Annotated in this window: 14 protein-coding genes and 1 riboswitch; of the genes, 7 read left to right on the top strand and 7 right to left on the bottom strand. The window is 64.4% G+C overall.

The window, feature by feature from the left end; all coding sequences use genetic code 11:
* Positions 1-6: 6 nt before the first annotated feature.
* Complete coding sequence (locus ACZIRK_RS23325; protein ID WP_130222930.1) at positions 7-1,059, top strand: hypothetical protein; 1,053 nt, start codon at positions 7-9, stop codon at positions 1,057-1,059.
* 35 nt (positions 1,060-1,094) lie between these two features.
* Here the strand turns inward: ACZIRK_RS23325 and ACZIRK_RS23320 are convergent, their stop codons facing one another.
* From ACZIRK_RS23320 to cobT, 5 genes are read right to left on the bottom strand one after another with little or no spacing between them, the layout of a single operon-like run.
* Entirely contained in the window at positions 1,095-1,802 is a 708-nt protein-coding gene (locus ACZIRK_RS23320; RefSeq protein WP_130222928.1) for a CbtA family protein, read from the bottom strand.
* A 6-nt stretch (positions 1,803-1,808) separates the two neighbouring features.
* Positions 1,809-1,991: a CbtB domain-containing protein gene (locus tag ACZIRK_RS23315; RefSeq protein ID WP_028161697.1), complete on the bottom strand. Its 183-nt coding sequence runs from the start codon at positions 1,989-1,991 to the stop codon at positions 1,809-1,811.
* 25 nt (positions 1,992-2,016) lie between these two features.
* Complete coding sequence (locus ACZIRK_RS23310; protein WP_130222926.1) at positions 2,017-2,316, bottom strand: hypothetical protein; 300 nt, start codon at positions 2,314-2,316, stop codon at positions 2,017-2,019.
* A 28-nt stretch (positions 2,317-2,344) separates the two neighbouring features.
* Entirely contained in the window at positions 2,345-3,127 is a 783-nt protein-coding gene (gene cobS, locus ACZIRK_RS23305) for an adenosylcobinamide-GDP ribazoletransferase (protein ID WP_463328162.1), read from the bottom strand.
* Positions 3,128-4,183 (bottom strand): nicotinate-nucleotide--dimethylbenzimidazole phosphoribosyltransferase, encoded by a 1,056-nt coding sequence (gene cobT / locus ACZIRK_RS23300; RefSeq protein WP_463328161.1) that lies wholly within the window; start codon positions 4,181-4,183, stop codon positions 3,128-3,130.
* Positions 4,184-4,257: 74 nt separating this feature from the next.
* Positions 4,258-4,438, top strand: a riboswitch (cobalamin riboswitch).
* 110 nt (positions 4,439-4,548) lie between these two features.
* Between cobT and ACZIRK_RS23295 the strand changes: the two genes are divergently transcribed.
* The 6 genes from ACZIRK_RS23295 to ACZIRK_RS23270 are packed head-to-tail and all read left to right on the top strand — an operon-like array spanning position 4,549 to position 12,388.
* The gene (locus tag ACZIRK_RS23295) at positions 4,549-4,998 is read left to right on the top strand and encodes a DUF1636 domain-containing protein (RefSeq protein ID WP_080663539.1); all 450 of its coding nucleotides are present in this window, start codon (positions 4,549-4,551) and stop codon (positions 4,996-4,998) included.
* Entirely contained in the window at positions 4,995-5,519 is a 525-nt protein-coding gene (cobU, locus tag ACZIRK_RS23290; protein ID WP_130222922.1) for a bifunctional adenosylcobinamide kinase/adenosylcobinamide-phosphate guanylyltransferase, read from the top strand. The genes ACZIRK_RS23295 and cobU overlap by 4 nt, the downstream gene beginning before the upstream one ends.
* Before the next feature lie 13 nt (positions 5,520-5,532).
* A complete protein-coding gene (cobW, locus tag ACZIRK_RS23285; protein ID WP_130222920.1) occupies positions 5,533-6,546 on the top strand; it encodes a cobalamin biosynthesis protein CobW in 1,014 nt (337 codons plus the stop codon).
* 18 nt (positions 6,547-6,564) lie between these two features.
* The gene (gene cobN, locus ACZIRK_RS23280) at positions 6,565-10,275 is read left to right on the top strand and encodes a cobaltochelatase subunit CobN (protein ID WP_463328160.1); all 3,711 of its coding nucleotides are present in this window, start codon (positions 6,565-6,567) and stop codon (positions 10,273-10,275) included.
* On the top strand, positions 10,272-10,901 hold the full coding sequence (gene cobO, locus ACZIRK_RS23275) for a cob(I)yrinic acid a,c-diamide adenosyltransferase (protein WP_130222916.1): 630 nt from the start codon (positions 10,272-10,274) through the stop codon (positions 10,899-10,901). Before cobN ends, cobO begins: the two co-directional genes overlap by 4 nt.
* Positions 10,901-12,388 (top strand): cobyric acid synthase, encoded by a 1,488-nt coding sequence (locus ACZIRK_RS23270; RefSeq protein ID WP_463328159.1) that lies wholly within the window; start codon positions 10,901-10,903, stop codon positions 12,386-12,388. The genes cobO and ACZIRK_RS23270 overlap by 1 nt, the downstream gene beginning before the upstream one ends.
* Here ACZIRK_RS23270 and cbiB read toward each other — a convergent pair.
* Both cbiB and ACZIRK_RS23260 read right to left on the bottom strand, forming a co-directional pair.
* Positions 12,361-13,332, bottom strand: coding sequence for an adenosylcobinamide-phosphate synthase CbiB (gene cbiB, locus ACZIRK_RS23265; protein ID WP_130222912.1), 972 nt, complete (start codon positions 13,330-13,332; stop codon positions 12,361-12,363). The two genes, ACZIRK_RS23270 and cbiB, sit on opposite strands and share 28 nt — an antisense overlap.
* A 1-nt stretch (position 13,333) precedes the next feature.
* Positions 13,334-14,215: an ABC transporter substrate-binding protein gene (locus ACZIRK_RS23260; RefSeq protein WP_130222910.1), complete on the bottom strand. Its 882-nt coding sequence runs from the start codon at positions 14,213-14,215 to the stop codon at positions 13,334-13,336.
* Between the last annotated feature and the right edge of the window lies 1 nt (position 14,216).

The raw sequence follows: 14,216 nt of genomic DNA, 5'->3' as shown, positions 1-14,216 counted from the left end.
GAACAATTGAGCGGAAGCGGGGAGAGCCGAGCCAAGGATGACGTCGCCTATCGGGCCGTCGAACTGATCTACCATTCCTATCTGACGGGCCTCATCCTGATGCTGTCGTCGCGCGCCGGCGCCGCGCGAGCGGCGGAGGTGGTGTTTCGGACCTTCCGACGCCAGCAACTGGCCCGCTTTGTTCCGGGATTGAAAAAGCTCGGGCTCGACAAGCTTCCGCACGCGGTCGCGTGCGCGCAATACCATTATCTTTCAAACCAAGTCGGCGGCGTTAAGGTCGAATATGTTTACGAGAGCGACCAAAAGGCCTGGGTACGCTATCCGCCGCCGCGGTGGATCTGGTCGGGCACCGCGATCTGCGGCATTCCGTCGGAAGTGTCGCGCGCGATGCTGCGCGGATGGCACGCCAATAATGGCGTCGTCCTCGGTAATCCGCGGCTGGGCTTCGTCTGTACGGGCCAAACGGTCGACGGACAGCCCGGCCTGGAAGGCTACTACAAGGAGTGGGATCACGACCTCACGCCCGATGAACGGCTGCAGTTCTCGCCCGGCGAGCAATGTCCCCCGTTTCGGGTCGATCTTGCGCCACGGCTTGCCGAAAACACCTGGCCCGAAGGGCGCCTTCAAAAGGTCCTGCGCAACTACGCGATGGAATACATCACGTCGATCGTGCCGGAAACCATCGCGGTGCTCGGTCCCGAGGAGGGCGGCCATCTTGCCGGCGCTGCGGCGCGGCTGGTCGGGATGCACACCTTTGACGACGTTGCATCGCTGCTCGGTGGTGTCGGTCCCGGCGCCGAGGGCTTCGCCAGCGCCTTCGCGCGCATTGCCCGTGGGCAGGGCGACGACGCCGAGTTGCGCGTGCAGGGCGCGACCGCGATGGTACGGCAGACCTCATGGCGCCTGATGGCAGAACGCGGGCCGATGTCTCCCGCGGTGTTCGATGCCTGGAACGAGCTCTGGGTCGGCGCCGCGCTCGCGCATGATCGTTTCATGCGCGTCGACATGACGGAGCGCCGCGATCGCGGCGATCCGTCCTGGTGCTGGCAATTCCGGTGACGAGGTGGCGGGCGCCCAGCCTGACGATCGGCGGCCTAACTTCGCTTCCTTGATACTCTATCGAACGCGAGGCTCGTTGCGACGCCGAGCAGGCTCCAGAACAGGAGTCCGGTGAGCACGACGGTCACCACGAACTGGTGCGAAAGGGACGCTGGCACTTCGGCATGAGACTCGGGTGCAACAGGGGCGCCGACGAGATGCGGGATGACAATGAGTATGACCCCGAGAACCGCAGCCCACGGCTCCGAGCGCAGGATCAGGAGGTAGAGCGCTGATGCTGTCAGAGCGGCGGTTGCGATCCACCAGATTTGCCGCGCGGTGAGATCGGCGACCGGCAGGCCCGGCAACTCGGGAGGGAGGCCAAGACCAGGCGCCGCGACAAAAACGGCGAACCCGGCAAGGCCCCAAAACAGACCTTCGCGCCAATGGACCGGTCGTTGCCGAAGCGCATAGATGCCGGTGAGCAGGAGGCCGAAGCCGATCGCGGTAAGGACGTTGGCGGCGACGGTGAGGGCGCTGCGCTGGAAGCCCTCGTCGGGCTCCCATTCCGCATCGTGATGATGATCCGCTTCACCGCTGCCGGCGTGAGAAGCCTTGTGGTGTGCATCGGCCGCAGCCTTCTCGAAGACCTCGCTCTTCTGGATCATCGGCACCGTTCCGAAGAACTGAACCACCGATATCAGCGCGCCGACGATCAATCCGGCAAGCGATGCCGCAAACACGATCGATCTGAAGACGTGCATCTGTCGTCAGTGACAGGGGAAAGCGTTGGCATGGCGCACGTCGTGGGCGGCGTTATGGACGGCGCTGATGTGCGAAAAGCCGACCATGCCGACGACGAACAAACCAAGAGCCATCGCCAGAACGGCCTGAACGATGACATTCGTTCCGGTGGCAACGGTGGTAAAATTGGCTGATTGCGTCTGCTGCATGATGATCCTCGTTCGGCAAGTCATTCTAGCCCACGGCATCATCAGATGCGACCGAATTTTTTAGCCGGCGACGGACGTCGCGGCTGGTGAGATGAAAGTTGTCCGTTTCCCGGATGCTTCTCGCGGCCAGTTTGGCGCGGGCCGCCGCTTCGAACGAATCCCGGTGTATCAGGTAGAAATCGATGCACTGCTGTGACGAAGGCATGCAGCCCAGCAGCGTCCGGAATGCGCGCCGGTGCATGACGCATATGCCCATGTGTCCGGAGGGACGGAATGCCAATGAATCGATGTCGCTGCGCCAGATCGGTTCGCCTTCGTCAGACATCGACGATTCACTCGAACATAGGCGCAGATCACATGGCCGACCGGATGACGGCAGCAACGCCGAGCAGGAAGCCAACCTCGAACACCTGCTCGATGGCCCCGAGTACGTCGCCGGTATAGCCGCCGATCGATCGTCGCGACCACAGCGTGACCGCAACTGCCAGTGCGATGCCGCAAGCGATGCCGCCAATAAGCGCGATCGGGGCATGCGTGCCGGAGGTCGCGGCGAGCGGTGCCAGCGCGAGCAGCGCGACGATCGTCGCGAAACCGATTTCGCCTGCCCGGAGCGGAGAGGGCGCATAGGCCACCTTCATCGCGGAGGTGTTACCCGCATATTTCATCCAGCCGATGATCGGCAAGCCCACGGCGCGACCGCCGGCTCCACTTGCAATCAGCGCCGCCGCACCAATCCATGCCGGCATCTCAGCAAGCGCAGCGACCCGCAATGCGACCGCGAAGATCAGCGCGAGCGTGCCATAGGTTCCGATCCGGCTATCCTTCATGATGGTGAGACGCTGTTCGACCGTCCAGCCGCCGCCCAAGCCATCAGCGGTGTCAGCCAGGCCATCCTCGTGGAACCCACTGGTGAGAAGGACGCTTGCCAACACTGCCATGAGCGCCGCGATCACTGGTCCTAATACGAGCGAGCTCAGCAGAAAAGCCGCCGCCGAAACGAAACCGACGATCGCACCGACCAGCGGGAAAAACTGCGCCGAGCGGACCAGCCACTCGGAATCAGGCGCATCGTTCGAAGCGCCGACAGGAATGATGGTGAGGAATCGGACCGCGTCGCGAAGACGATCCAGGCTCATCTAGATCCTTCCTTCCAGCACATCGCTGAGGTCGGCGACGTCGGTCAGCAGGCGGGACGCGGCCCGCACCAGCGGGACCGCCAGTAGTGCGCCGGTGCCCTCGCCAAGTCTCATGTCGAGAGCGAGCAACGGCTGTGCCCGAAGTGCCGCCAATACGATGTCGTGACCTTTCTCGGCCGACCGGTGCGCGAAAACGCAATAGTCGCGCGTCGCCGGCGCCAGCCTGACGGCGACGAGGGCGGCGGCAGACGAAATGAAGCCGTCGATGACGACCGGACGGCGATGTGCCGCTGCACCAAGCGCGGCGCCCGCCATCATCGCGATCTCGAGGCCGCCGAATTCCCGGAGTACCTCGAACGGCGCGGTCGCATCGCTGCGATTGGCTGCCTTGTGGATGGCGGCGCGCTTGCGGGCCATGCCTGGCTCGTCCTGGCCTGCGCCGACGCCGATGCAGTCATCGAGGGGAGCGGGCGCCAGCCGATGCACCAGGAGCGCGGAAGATGCGGTGTTGCCTATTCCCATCTCGCCGAGCGCAATGATGTCGGCGCCATCATCGATTTCGCTGGAAGCTATGGCAAAGCCGGCCGCGAGCGCCTTGTGCGCGTCCTGGGCCGACATCGCTGCCTCACGCGCAGAATTCGCGGTGCCGGTCCGAATCTTGATGCTGAGGAGATCGGGATGGGAAGGCAGCTCGCTGGCGACGCCGGCATCCACGACGCGGATCCCGACATCTGACGCGGCCGCAAAGGCGTTGGCGCTCGCTCGGCCTGCGAGATAAGTCCTCACCATCGCGGCCGTGACGGCGGACGGATATTGCGAAACGCCTTCTTCCGTCAATCCGTGATCACCGGCGAAAACGAGCAGAACGGCCTTTTGCAGCGCTGCGGCGGATGGATGCGCGATCATGCCGAGTTGCACCGCCAGGTCTTCGATTCGTCCCAGTGAGCCCGGCGGCTTGGCTTTGCCGTCGATTCGCGCGCGCATCGTTGCGGCAAGCGTCCGATCGAGCGGAGCGATTGCGGGAATTTGCCAATCGGATGGGATTTGGAAGGTCATGGGCTCCTCGTGCGCGCCTTAAGTGACCGAAGCAAACGGGCGGGTCAACTGCGGTTGACCGCCGTCGCGGGGACAGCTAGCGTGGCGGCGATGGTCCTTCCTTCGGGAAGGTGAAAAAGGGAAGTCGGTGCAATGCCGGCGCTGCCCCCGCAACTGTAAGCGGCGAGCCAAAGCCGAGGCCACTGGGATGACCGGGAAGGCGGCGAAAGGCGACGACCCGCGAGCCAGGAGACCTGCCATCGCGCATTGTGCTTTGGAGGTTCGTCGGGCGGGGTGCACCGGACGGAATGAGTTCGATGGTCTTCCCCCGTCGAACGCGATCCAACAAAGCTCGCGGCCGTCGTGGCCCTGACTTGAGCATCGTGATGGATCGCAACGACGTCGATCAGCAAGATACTGATTCTCGCCCGGGCGAATATTTGCCGCCGACTGCGCCCGGCGGTCCCGTCGTCGTGAGCGTATGCGTCACCTGCAAGACGTCCGAGGGCGTGTTGGCCGGGCCCGCCATGTTCGACGCGATCCGGGTCGCTACAGGCAAACGCGACGCGGCCGTTCAGGTCCGGCGCGTGCAGTGCTTGAGCGTGTGCAAGCGGCCGACCACGGTCGCGGTTTCGAGCTCGGATGGTTACACCTTCCTCTTCGGCGATCTCGAGCCCGAGGGCGCTGGTGCCGTCGCGTCTTTCGTCGATTCCTATCGCAAATCGACCTACGGCCTGGTGCCGTGGCGCGAGCGCGCCGAGATCCTGCGCAAGGGGATGGTGGCGCGGCTGCCGCCCGTTCGCTGGTCGCCCGAAGATGGCAGCGCTCCGAAATGACTGATCTCTCGACCACGCTGGTACTGGGCGGCGCACGCTCAGGCAAATCGGCTTTTGCCGAGCGAATGATTGCCGAAAGCGGCCTTGCTCGCGTGTATCTGGCAACAGCTACCGCAGGCGATGAGGAGATGCAGGACAGGATCGCGCATCATCGCAGCAGGCGCGGTTCGGATTGGACGACCGTGGAGGAGCCGTTGGCGCTCATCGATGTCCTGACGCAGGTATCGCGACCCGGCTGCGCGGTCCTGGTCGATTGCCTGACACTCTGGCTCTCCAACTTGATGCTCGCCGGGCGTGACCTTGATGTCGAGGCGAATCGGCTCGCGGAATTTCTGGGCGTCGCCGCAAACCCCGTTGTCCTGGTGTCGAACGAGGTTGGTCTCGGCATCGTGCCCGAAACCAGGCTCGGCCGCGATTTCCGCGATGCGCAGGGCCGTCTCAATCAGATGGTCGCCTCAAGCGTTCCCAACGTCATGTTCGTCGCGGCCGGCCTTCCGCTGTGGCTCAAACGTTCCTCTTAAGGAGTCCTGAAATATGTCCCGTGTTCCAGTCACCGTGCTCACTGGTTTTCTCGGTGCCGGCAAGACGACACTGTTGCGCTCGCTTCTGACGCAAGCCGACGGCCGCCGCATCGCCGTCATCGTCAACGAGTTCGGAGATGCCGGTTTCGACGGCGGTCTTGTCGAGGAATGCGCGGCCAAGGCCTGTGCGCCCGGCGACATCGTCGAGCTGACCAATGGCTGCATCTGCTGCACGGTCGCCGACGATTTCATTCCGACCATGGACAAGCTGCTCACGCGCGACGAGCCGCTGGACGCGATCGTGATCGAGACCTCAGGCCTCGCGCTGCCGCAGCCACTCTTGAAAGCGTTCGCGTGGCCTGCGATCCGCACGCGCGCAACCGTCGATGGCGTGGTGACGGTCGTCGACGCGTTGGCGCTATCAGAGGGACGCGTCGTGCTCGACGAACATGCGGTCGCGGCCCAGCGCGCCGCGGACGAGGAAATCGATCACGACGACCCGATCGAGGAAGTGTTCGAGGATCAGCTCGCCTGTGCCGACCTCGTGGTCCTTTCCAAGAGCGATCTGGTGTCGCCGGATGTGCTCAGCGGCATCGAAAACCGGCTTGCTGCACAATTGAGGCAAGGTGTCCGTGTCGTACGCTCCCATGGAGCGCTTGCGCCCGACGTCCTCATCGGGATGAAGGCCGATGCCGAGAACGACCTCGCTGCGCGGGCCGGGCATCACGGAGAGGAAGAGGAGCACGATCACGACGATTTCGACAGTATCGTCGTAAGGCCTGCGGCGGCCGAGAGCGTCGAGGCGATGCGCGCACGGGTCAGCGATGTCCTCAGCCTCGCGGGGGTGCTGCGCGTCAAGGGCCATGCGCGCATCTCCGAAAAGCCTGCGCCGATCGTGGTGCAGGCGGTCGGCAGCCGTGTTGAGCTGGCGTTCGCCCGGCCCGACGCCAGGCAGGCCGAGCATCTTGTCGTGATCGGCCTGAAGGGCTTCGACGCCGATGCCGCACGTCGGGCGCTTGCGGGGTAGCCTTTCGAAGGGCGATCAATGCATCTGAAACTCGACAGCGGTGGCAGCATCGACGACGGAGATGTCGCTCGCGACCTCGGCCAGGAAACCGCCGACATCGTGATATTGTCCGCCGCGGACAGTGATCTCGCGGCCTTCGGCGCTGCGCATGCGGCATTGCCTGCGGACTTCCCGAGTGTCCGTCTGACCAATCTGCTGGCTCTTGGTCATCCCGCTTCTGTCGATCTCTATGTCGAACGTACGCTCAGCGAAGCCAAGATCGTCGTTCTTCGGATGCTCGGCGGCGAAAGCTATTGGCCGCACGGTGTCGAAAGCCTTCGGCGCGATGCGATCCAGCGCGGGACGTTGTTCGCCTGCATTCCCGGAGAAACCGACTGGAACGCCGCATTGGCTGCGCGCGGCACGCTGGGCGCCGACGAGACCTATGAACTGTGGCGCTATTGTACCGAAGGCGGCATCGACAACGCGCAGTTGGCGCTTTGCTTCGCTGCGAATCTGATCGGCTACGGCAGCAGGCCGCCCTCGGCGCGGCCAATGCCGGCCGCCGGCTTCTGGAACGGCGAACCTGCCACGGACCAACGGCCCAACGCTGTCGTGATCTTCTACCGCGCCCTCGTCGCGGGCGGCGATACCGCTGCGATCAATGCGCTGTGCTCGGCGCTGGGGGCGCGCGATCTCAATGCAGTCGGGCTCTATGTCACGAGCCTCAAGGACGAGCGTTCGATCGCGTTCCTGCGCACGGCGCTCGCCGCGCACCCACCTGACATCATCGTGAACGCAACAGCCTTTGCGACGGCGACCGCGCGCGAGAATGCGGGGATATTGTCCGAGACCGATTGTCCCGTGCTGCAGGTCGCTCAGGCTGGCATGTCCCACAAGAGCTGGGAAAGCTCGACCCGCGGCCTCAATCCGCGCGACCTTGCTATGCATGTGGTCCTGCCGGAGGTCGATGGGCGCATCTTCGCCAATGCCATCGCATTCAAGGAAGCCGGCCAGAGCATTGGCTCCTTCACGCCGACGGCCTTTCGGCCGGTCGAAGATCGCGTGGCGGCGACGGCCGATCTTGCCGCTGCGTGGGTGCGGCTACGCCGTACGCCCGCGAGCCAGCGACGGGTCGCCATTGTCCTCGCCAATTATCCCAACCGCGACGGCCGTCTTGCCAATGGCGTCGGTCTGGATACGCCGCAAAGCCTGATCGGAGTCCTCGCTGCGATGAGGAACGAGGGGTACGAGATTTCCGGCGCACCCGATGATGCGGCCGACATGATGCGGTTGTTGCAGGAAGGTCCGACCAATGCGCTCGGAGACCGCGGCTTGCGGCGTGGTGGCGCATCATGGCCGCTTGCGGAATACGGCGCGGCATTTAGTGCACTCTCTCCCAATGTTCAGCGTGCGGTCACGGAGCGTTGGAATGATCCCGTCCATGATCCGCATGTCGCCAATGGCGTGTTTCGTCTCGGCCTGCATCGCTTCGGTAACGTCGTCGTCGGCGTACAGCCGGCGCGAGGTTACAACATCGATCCCAAGAGCTCCTATCACGATCCGGACCTCGTTCCGCCTCATCACTATCTGGCATTCTATCTTTGGCTGCGCCGCGTGTTCGATGCCCACGCGATCGTGCATCTCGGCAAGCATGGCAATCTGGAATGGCTGCCGGGCAAGAGCACCGGGCTTTCCGCCGATTGCCTGCCGGGCGCGGTGCTCGGCCCGTTGCCGCATCTGTATCCATTCATCGTGAACGATCCCGGCGAGGGCATCCAGGCCAAGCGCCGGACATCCGCAGTTATAATCGATCATCTGACGCCGCCGGTGACCCGCGCCGGATTGCATGACGATCTGGCGCGGCTGGAATCGATGGTGGACGAATATTCGGTTGCGACCGACCTCGATCCGAAGCGCGCGGCTGTGATCGCCGAGGACATTCTTTCGACGGCGCGGGCCAAGCAGCTCGATGCAGACGTCAACCTGACGCGCGACATGCCAGTCGGCGAGGCGCTGCGCGCTCTCGATGCGCATTTGTGCGACATCAAGGAAATGCAGATCCGCGACGGACTCCACGTGTTCGGGCGCGCGCCCGATTCGAGACAATGCGCCGATCTGCTCGTGTCGATCGCGCGCGTGCCACGCTCGGACCGCAAGGCTGAAGACGCCTCGCTGCATCGCTCGCTGGCTCTCGATCTCGGCCTTGTCGATTTCGACCCGTTGACCCGCGACCTCGCTGGCACATTCAGAGGGCCACGGCCGGCGGTCCTGGCCGGGCTCGGCTCGGGCTTGTGGCGGACGACGGGCGACACAGTCGAGCGGATCGAAGAACTGGCGTTGCGGCTGGTCTTGGGTGAGATGAAGCCAGACCCATCATGGGTACGCACAGAAGCAGCGCTGAATTGGGTCGAGACGAGATTGCGGCCGGCCATCGACGCGAGCCCGCCGCGGGAGATGATGGCGTTGCTGCGCGGCCTTGACGGTCGCTTCGTGCCTCCCGGTGCCTCGGGCGCGCCGACGCGCGGCAGGGCCGATGTGCTGCCGACGGGCCGCAACTTCTTCGCTGTCGACGTGCGCGCGGTGCCAACGCCCTCGGCATGGCGGATCGGGCAATCGGCGGCCGAACGGCTCGTCGAATCCTTCTGGCAGGAAACCGGCGAATGGCCGCGGACGATTGCGCTGTCAGCCTGGGGGACCGCCAACATGCGCACCGGCGGCGATGACGTTGCGCAGGCGCTCGCCTTGATCGGCGTTCGGCCAACGTGGGAGGAGACCTCCGGACGGGTGACCGGCTTTGCGATCACGTCCCTGTCTGAACTGAAGCGTCCGCGCATCGATGTCACGTTCCGTGTGTCAGGCCTGTTTCGGGATGCGTTCCCGACCCAGATGGACATCATCGCGAGCGCAGTTGCGGCGATCGCGGCACTCGACGAACCTGATGACGCCAATCCCATCGCGGCGAATGTTCGCCGACGGCGGCAGGCGCTGGAGGCAAGCGGCATCAGCCGCGACATCGCTGAGCGACGCGCCGCTCATCGCGTGTTCGGCTCAAAGCCCGGCGCTTATGGCGCGGGGCTGCAAGCCTTCATCGACGAAGGCGGCTGGAACGATCGCGCCGATCTGGCCGACGTCTATCTGGATTGGGGCGGCTATTCCTATGGCGCGGGGGCTGAGGGGAACGCGGCCCGCGACGATCTCGTCGCGCGGCTGGCCGACGTCGACCTGATCGCGCAGGCCCAGGACAACCGCGAGCACGATATCCTGGACTCCGACGACTACTATCAGTTCATGGGCGGACTGGCTGCAACAGTATCGACATTGCGCGGGCAGGCACCGCGCATCGCGCATATCGATACGTCGCGGCCGGAGATGCCGGCGGTGCGACCGCTGGCGCATGAGATATCGCGCGTGGTGCGGGGCCGCGCCGCTAACCCGAAATGGATCGCCGGCGTCATGCGACACGGCTACAAAGGCGCGTTCGAGATGGCCGCGACCGTTGATTACCTGTTCGGTTTTGCCGCCTCGACCGACGCGGTCTCAAATCATCACTTCGATCAATTGTTCGCAGCCTATCTCGAGGACGACCGGGTGCGAGATTTCATCGAGCAGTCCAACCCGGCCGCGCTCCGCGAGATGGCTGCCCGGTTCGCGGAAGCCATCAGGCGCGGATTGTGGACACCACGCTCCAATCGCGCCGGGGATCTGATCGCCGAAAGCCTGCACGAAGCAAAGAGAGAAATCGCATGATGAATCCATCGCACGAAGCCGACGATGAGAATGCCCGCCATCGCGAGAAGGCCCGGAAGCACAAGGCCGCGCGCGACAAGATCATGGCGACCAAGACCGGCGAAAAGGGGCTCTTGATCGTCCATACCGGAACCGGCAAGGGTAAGACATCGGCCGCGCTCGGCATGGTGTTTCGGCATATCGGTCACGGCTATCCTGTTGCTGTCGTGCAATTCACCAAGTCGCCGAAGTGGGATACCGGAGAAGCGCGGGTATTGGCCAGGTTTCCGGAGCTCGTGACATTGCATGTGATGGGCGAAGGGTTCACTTGGGAAACGCAGGATCGCGAGCGCGACATTGCAGCCGCCCGGAAGGGTTGGGAGCGCGCCAAGGAACTGATCCGCGACGACCGCCATCGCATGGTGCTCTTGGATGAACTCAATATTGTCCTCCGTTACGACTACCTTCCGATCGACGAGATTCTTGCCTTTCTCCGTGACGAGAAGCCGGCGGACAAGCACGTCGTCATCACCGGACGCAACGCGCACGCTTCGCTGATCGAGATGGCCGATCTGGTCACCGAGATGACGCTGGTCAAGCATCCGTTCCGATCTGGGGTGAAGGGTCAGAAAGGGATAGAATTCTGATGGCGCGGCCGACGCCGGCGCTGATGATCCAGGCCACCGGCTCGAACGCCGGGAAGTCGACTGTTGTCGCGGGCCTGGCGCGCGCGCTGGTGAGGCGCGGCCTCACGGTCGCGCCGTTCAAGCCGCAGAACATGTCGAACAATGCGGCGGTGGCGGTCGATGGCGGCGAGATCGGCCGCGCGCAGGCGGTGCAGGCCCGCGCCGCGCGGATGGCACCAAGCGTCCATATGAACCCGGTGCTCTTAAAGCCCGAGACCGACACCGGTGCGCAGGTGATCGTGCAGGGCCAGCGACGCAGCACGCTTCGGGCGGCCGATTATCTCGGAAAGAAGGCGGCGCTGATGCCCGCTGTGCTCGACAGTTTCGCACATCTCGCCCGGGCGGCGGACATCGTGCTGGTCGAAGGCGCGGGCAGTCCGGCCGAGATCAATCTGCGCGCCGGCGATATCGCCAACATGGGTTTCGCCACGGCAGCCGACGTACCCGTGGTGCTGCTCGGCGACATCGATCGCGGCGGTGTCATCGCCAGCCTCGTGGGGACGCATCTCGTGCTGGAAGCCGAGGAGCGCGCGCGCATTCATGGCTTTCTGATCAACAAATTCCGCGGCGATCCCAGGCTGTTCGACCAGGGACTTGAAGCAGTGACGCGCATGACCGGTTGGCCCTCGCTCGGCGCGGTGCCGTGGCTGCCTGAGGCTGCCTGGCTGCCTGCCGAGGACGCCGTCGATCTCGATCGTGTGCAGACGTCATCCGCGCGGAGGGTCATCGCCGTTCCCGTGCTCGCGCGCATCGCCAATTTCGACGATCTGGACCCGCTGGGCATGGAGCCCGGTGTCAGGCTGGTATTCGTGCGGCCGGGCGAACCGATCCTGGCCAATGCCGATGTCGTGATCCTGCCCGGCAGCAAATCGACGATCGGCGATCTCGCCTTCCTGCGCGCGCAAGGCTGGGATATCGACATCAAGGCGCATGTTCGGCGCGGCGGTCAGGTGCTCGGGCTGTGCGGCGGCTACCAGATGCTTGGCCGGACGATCGCTGATCCCGTTGGCATCGATGGCCCGGCGGGCACGGTCGAGGGACTCGGGCTGCTCGATATCGCCACGACGATGGATGCCCATAAATCGACGACGCTTGTGCGGGGCGTTTATTGCGCCACAGGCAGCCCGGTCGAGGGCTACGAGATCCATCTCGGCCGCACCAGCGGTGCAGATTGCGAGCGCCCGGTGGTCATGATCGACAGTCGTCCCGATGGGGCCTGCTCAGCCGATGGTCGCGTGCAGGGGACGTATCTGCACGGGCTGTTCGTCAATGACAGCTTTCGAAAGGCGTGGCTCGCCAATCTCGGCATTGCGTCGTCTGTCGCTTATGAAGCTCGGATCGAATCGGCGCTCGATGCGTTGGCCGACCATCTGGAAGCGCATCTCGACATCGATCGCATGCTCGAGATCGCGCGGAGCCGTCAAACCACCAACGCCAGCGCGGCATAGATGACTGCTTCGAGCGAGCAGGCGGCCATCAGCAGCTTGAGTGCGCGGCGGATATCGGCAGAACCGGCATTCATCCGGGCGCCGGCGTTGAGGAAGGGGTCATCGACGAGGCGGTCGCCATAGCGGCGAGGCCCGGCCAGGGCGAGACCGAGCGCGCCTGCCATGGCGCTTTCCGGCCAGCCCGCATTCGGCGATCTGTGCTTTGAAGCGTCGCGCCACATGACTTTGAATGCCTGCGCGACGGAGCCACCTGCAATCGGCGCAGCGAGTGCGATCAGTACCGCAGCCAGTCTTGCTGGGACGAGGTTGAGCAGATCGTCAAGCCGCGCCGCCGCCCAGCCAAAGGATTCGTACCGTGAACTGCGATGGCCGATCATCGAATCCGCGGTGTTGACGACCTTGTAGACGAACAATCCCGGCAACCCGAGCAGCGCCAGCCAGAACAGCGGCGCGACGACGCCGTCGGAAAAATTCTCTGCGCAGGATTCGATCGCCGCGCGCGAGACGCCGCTGGTGTCGAGCTGTTCGGGATCGCGGCCGACGATCATGGACACCGCGCGCCTTGCCTCGGCAAGTCCGCCGCCGGTGAAGCCGGAGGCGACCCTGTTGACATGTTGATAGAGGCTCCGCTGCGCGATCAGGATGGAGGCCACAAGCCCTTGGGCTGCTTGCCCGAGCAGCGTCCACCCGAGCGTGGCTTCCAGCAGCAGGCCAAGGCCGCCGCAGATCGCGACCAGCAGGCCCGTGGTCAGGCATCCCGCGGCCCTGCGCTGTGTGGCCGACCATTGCTCGCGGTTCAGCGCGCGATCGAGTTGGTGGATCGCCGAGCCCATCAGCGTCACCGGATGAGGGAGACGCCGCCACAGCAAATCCGGATCGCCAATAAGCGCGTCGAATGCGATCGCCAGCACAACGATCAGGATCGTCTCGCTTCCCGCCAGCATGTCATCGCGCCACGCGGCTTAGTTCGGAGACGAGGCGTCCCAGCGCCTCCGAAAGCATCGGCCCGCCACAGACCGTCAGTTTCTCGGGGATCACCAGGCGTTTCGACGATGGATAGAAGCGCTCCAATGCAGGATGCAGCAGGAATGCCTCGCCTTCGTCTTCCGCGAAGTCGCCGCCGTCAGATACAAGGAGCAGATCGGGCCGCAGTTTCACGATCGCCTCCAGCGACGCAAAGCCTCCAAGCTTGTAGCCGAGATCACTCGCCGCGTTCTTGAGGCCGATCGTGGCCAGCATGGAATTGATCAAGCCGCCGCCACCCGAGACCCAGCCGCGCCGCGACACAGCCAGCACGCGATAGGATCGCCGCGATACCGCCTCCGTCGCGTGCTGGATTGCGGTATCGAGCCGCCGTATTTCGGATGCGGCGCGATCGGTCTGATGCAGGAGTTCGCCCATTTGCCGGATCTGGCTCTTCACGTCCTCCAGCGAACGCGCAGCGTCGAATTCGATCACGCGGACGCCCTTGTCCTTCAGCAACTCCCGTGTTGCACGCTTGGTGAACTTGCCGGCGACCACGGCGTCCGGTTGCAGGACCAGCACATCTTCTGCTTCGCCCGATAATCGAGGGTAGGCTGCGGCCTTTTCCGCGTTCCAGGAGCGGGCGGGGTCACGCGAATAGGGACTGAGGCCGAGAATTTGGCCCGGATCGGCCAGCGCCAGCAGCAGTTGGTCCGTGCACACATTGATGGAAGCGATGCGTGGCAGATCGGCTGCATGGGCTGCATGTGCTCCGAACAGTGCTGCGAGTAACAAGAACGTTGCGCCGATCGCCGGCCGCGTTAGGCCAACAAGGGTCTCGCGCAGGAGCGCGATTGATGGCATG

This window comes from Bradyrhizobium sp. Leo114 (assembly GCF_055229415.2).
The sequence above is the reverse complement of the archived record's forward strand: the minus strand, read 5'-3'. Positions and strand labels throughout refer to the sequence as shown.

Bases quoted from the DNA above. Each gene is read 5' to 3' on its own strand.
- ACZIRK_RS23310 (WP_130222926.1), bottom strand. From the start codon at position 2,316: ATGTCTGACGAAGGCGAACCGATCTGGCGCAGCGACATCGATTCATTG.
- cobU (WP_130222922.1), top strand. From the start codon at position 4,995: ATGACTGATCTCTCGACCACGCTGGTACTGGGCGGCGCACGCTCAGGC.
- cbiB (WP_130222912.1), bottom strand. From the start codon at position 13,332: ATGCTGGCGGGAAGCGAGACGATCCTGATCGTTGTGCTGGCGATCGCA.
- cobO (WP_130222916.1), top strand. From the start codon at position 10,272: ATGATGAATCCATCGCACGAAGCCGACGATGAGAATGCCCGCCATCGC.
- cobW (WP_130222920.1), top strand. From the start codon at position 5,533: ATGTCCCGTGTTCCAGTCACCGTGCTCACTGGTTTTCTCGGTGCCGGC.
- cobN (WP_463328160.1), top strand. From the start codon at position 6,565: ATGCATCTGAAACTCGACAGCGGTGGCAGCATCGACGACGGAGATGTC.
- cobT (WP_463328161.1), bottom strand. From the start codon at position 4,183: ATGACCTTCCAAATCCCATCCGATTGGCAAATTCCCGCAATCGCTCCG.
- ACZIRK_RS23270 (WP_463328159.1), top strand. From the start codon at position 10,901: ATGGCGCGGCCGACGCCGGCGCTGATGATCCAGGCCACCGGCTCGAAC.
- ACZIRK_RS23320 (WP_130222928.1), bottom strand. From the start codon at position 1,802: ATGCACGTCTTCAGATCGATCGTGTTTGCGGCATCGCTTGCCGGATTG.
- ACZIRK_RS23295 (WP_080663539.1), top strand. From the start codon at position 4,549: ATGGATCGCAACGACGTCGATCAGCAAGATACTGATTCTCGCCCGGGC.
- ACZIRK_RS23315 (WP_028161697.1), bottom strand. From the start codon at position 1,991: ATGCAGCAGACGCAATCAGCCAATTTTACCACCGTTGCCACCGGAACG.
- ACZIRK_RS23260 (WP_130222910.1), bottom strand. From the start codon at position 14,215: ATGCCATCAATCGCGCTCCTGCGCGAGACCCTTGTTGGCCTAACGCGG.
- cobS (WP_463328162.1), bottom strand. From the start codon at position 3,127: ATGAGCCTGGATCGTCTTCGCGACGCGGTCCGATTCCTCACCATCATT.